Source organism: Sutterella seckii, assembly GCF_009183815.1.
Lineage (GTDB): Bacteria > Pseudomonadota > Gammaproteobacteria > Burkholderiales > Burkholderiaceae_F > Sutterella > Sutterella seckii.
In genome coordinates, this window is record NZ_WEHX01000152.1 from 1 (window position 1) to 3,173 (window position 3,173).

General features: G+C 61.9%; 2 protein-coding genes. Both read left to right on the forward strand.

The window, feature by feature from the left end:
- Positions 1-1,267 (forward strand): dihydroxy-acid dehydratase domain-containing protein (locus GBM95_RS11405; protein ID WP_193222694.1); only part of this gene is annotated, 1,267 nt, incomplete at its 5' end.
- Between the two features lie 120 nt (positions 1,268-1,387).
- Positions 1,388-2,737, forward strand: coding sequence for a gluconate:H+ symporter (locus GBM95_RS11410; protein ID WP_152159206.1), 1,350 nt, complete (start codon positions 1,388-1,390; stop codon positions 2,735-2,737).
- Positions 2,738-3,173 lie beyond the last annotated feature (436 nt).

Consider the following 3,173-nt stretch of genomic DNA (forward strand, 5'->3'; position numbering starts at 1 on the left):
CTGCCAGTTCCTGGGCACTGCGGGCACCTCGCAGGTGGTGGCCGAAGGCCTCGGCCTTTCGCTTCCGCACTCGGCGCTTGCTCCCTCGGGCGAACCCGTCTGGGTCGACATTGCCCGCGCTTCCGCCCGCGCAGCCCTCAAGCTCATGAAGGCCGGCATCCACGCGAAGGACATCCTGACCGACAAGGCGATCGAGAACGCCATGATGGTTCATGCGGCCTTCGGCGGCTCCACCAACCTGCTCCTTCACATTCCGGCGATCGCTCATCAGGCGGGTCTCAGACTCCCGACGGTTGAAGACTGGATCCGCATCAATCAGGCGGTGCCGCGCCTCGTCGACGTGCTCCCCAACGGGCCGAAGTACCATCCCACGGTGCGCGCCTTCATGGCGGGCGGCGTTCCGGAAGTGATGCTGTATCTCCGCGAACTCGGCATCCTCCACCTCGATGCAATGACGGTCACCGGCTGCACGGTGGGCGAAAACCTCGAATGGTGGGAAAAGTCCGAGCGCCGTCAGCGCTTCAAGGAAATCCTCGAGAAGCAGGAAGGCGTTCTTCCCGACGACGTCATCATGTCGCCCGAGGTTGCGAAGGAGCGCGGCCTCACCTCGACCATTACCTTCCCCGTCGGCAACATTGCCCCCGAAGGCTCCGTCATCAAGTCGACCGCCATCGATCCGAAGGTGATCGACGAAAACGGCATCTACTACCACAAGGGGCCCTGCAAGGTCTACCTCTCCGAGAAGTCTGCGGTCTACGACATCAAGCATGAGAAGGTGAAGAAGGGCGACATTCTCGTCATCATCGGCACGGGCCCCTCGGGCACGGGCATGGAGGAAACCTATCAGGTGACGAGCTCCTTGAAGCACCTCTCCTACGGCAAGTACGTTTCCCTCATCACCGACGCGCGCTTCTCGGGCGTTTCGACGGGCGCCTGCGTGGGCCACGTCGGTCCCGAAGCGCTCGCGGGCGGCCCGATCGGGAAGCTCCGCACGGGCGACATCGTGGAAATCCGCATCGACTGCAGAAACCTCCACGGCACCGTCAACTTCCTCGGCACTGCTGAAACGGGCGAACTCCCGCTCGGCGAAGCAACGAAGCTCCTCGCCACCCGCACGAGCCACCCCGACCTTGCGCCTGATCCGGATCTTCCGGACGACACGAAGCTCTGGGCGGCGCTCCAGTCCCTGTCGGGCGGCACCTGGCGCGGATGCGTCTACGACGTCCCGCGGATTCTCGAACAGATCCGCCGGATCCCGAAGGAATAACCGCTTCCAACCACCCTCAGATCTCTCCTCACAGCGCAGCCCTCTCTTCTCCAAAGAGGGCCGCGCCGGGGGCGGCTCATCCTCGGAATCCGCTCTCCGGCCAATCCACAAGGAGTCAACATGCCACTGCTCATCATTGCCATCGGCGTTGCGGCGCTTCTGCTCCTCACGATCCGATACAAGCTCAACACCTTCGTCTCCCTCATCATCGTTTCGATCGGCGTCGCCATTGCGAGCGGCATGCCGCTTCACAAGATCATCGGCGCGATTGAAGGGGGATTCGGCGGCACGCTCGGCCACATCGGCCTCATCTTCGGCTTCGGCGTGATGCTCGGGCGCCTCCTCGCGGAAGCGGGCGGCGCGCAGAGAATCGCCCTCACGATGCTTCACGTCTTCGGCAAGAAGCACATGGAATGGGCGGTCGTCTGCTCGGCCTTCATCGTGGGCATTGCGCTCTTCTTTGAAGTGGGCCTCATTCTCCTCATCCCGATCATCTTCGCCATCGCCCGCGAAGCCAAGGTGAGCCCGATGATGCTCTGCGTGCCGATGCTCTCGGGCCTTCTCGTCGCGCACTGCTTCCTCCCGCCGCACCCCGGTCCCACGGTGATCGCCAAGGAATACGGCGCCGACGTCGGCATGGTGCTCCTCTACGGCATGATCGTCGGCATCCCGACCTTTCTCCTTTCGGGTCCGGTTCTCAACCGCTTCTGCCGCAAGCTTGTTCCCGCCGCCTTCCAGAAGGCGGGCGACATCAGCGCGCTCGGATCGACCAAGACCTTCACGGACGCCGAAATGCCGTCCTTCGGGATCTCCTTCATCACGGCGATGCTCCCCGTCATCCTGATGGCGCTCGTCACGATCCTCGAATTCTTCATCACGCCTGAAATGCGCGATCAATCGATGTTCCTCGAGACCGTCTTCTTCCTCGGGAATTCGACCACCGCCATGCTCGTCTCCATGCTCTTTGCGCTCTACACGATGGGCTATGCCCGCGGCAAGAAGATGGATGAGCTCATGAAGACCTGCGGCGCAGGCATCGCGGGCATTGCCGGCCTCCTGCTCATCATCGGCGGCGGCGGCGCCTTCAAGCAGGTGCTGATCGATTCGGGTGCCGGCGCCTACATTGCCGACCTGGTTTCGGGCGAACGCATCAATCCGATCATCCTTGCCTGGGCGATTGCCTCGCTCCTTCGCATCTGCCTCGGCTCCGCAACGGTGGCTGCCATCTCGACCGCGGGTCTCGTGATCCCGATGATTTCCGGGAACCCGGAAGTGAACCTCGCGCTCATCACGCTCGCCACGGGCGCCGGCAGCTCCATCTGCTCGCACGTGAACGACGCGTCCTTCTGGATGATCAAGGAGTTCTTCGGCCTCACGACGAAGGAAACGCTCTGCACGTGGACGCTGATGTCGACCGTCGTTTCGATTCTCGGCCTCGTCTTCCTCCTTCTCGTCGATATGGTGCTCTGATTCTCTTTCCGAAGTGCCGCTCCAACTCCAGGCGGCACTTCCAGAATCTCACAGCGCCATGGCGGAATTCCTGTTCCGCCCGCAGCCTTCAGATCCGGCAGCAAGCCTTCTGGAGGCTCTTTTTTTTTGCCCGTTTTCCGCGTGCAGCGGCTCGTTTCCGAGACCGCGTCAGGCTGGAAACTCCTGCAGCACAGACTAAGGCGAGCACTTTCTATTAAATAGAAAGCGGACTTTCCATTTAATAGAAAGCAGCAATCAGAGACATCCTGCGTTCACTGTCGTCGCAGGAACGAGCCGACGCAACGAAAAAGCCTTCCGGACAGGCATCGCGGAAGGCTTTTTTGGTGCGCTCGGCAGCGCACGTGTGTCTATGTGGTGAAAGTCCACTGACCGCCCGAGAAGGGGAAGGTCTAGCGACTCGGCAGAGTCAGGGAGG

Excerpts from the sequence above, each read along its gene's own strand:
- GBM95_RS11410 (WP_152159206.1), top strand. The coding sequence starts at position 1,388 with ATGCCACTGCTCATCATTGCCATCGGCGTTGCGGCGCTTCTGCTCCTC.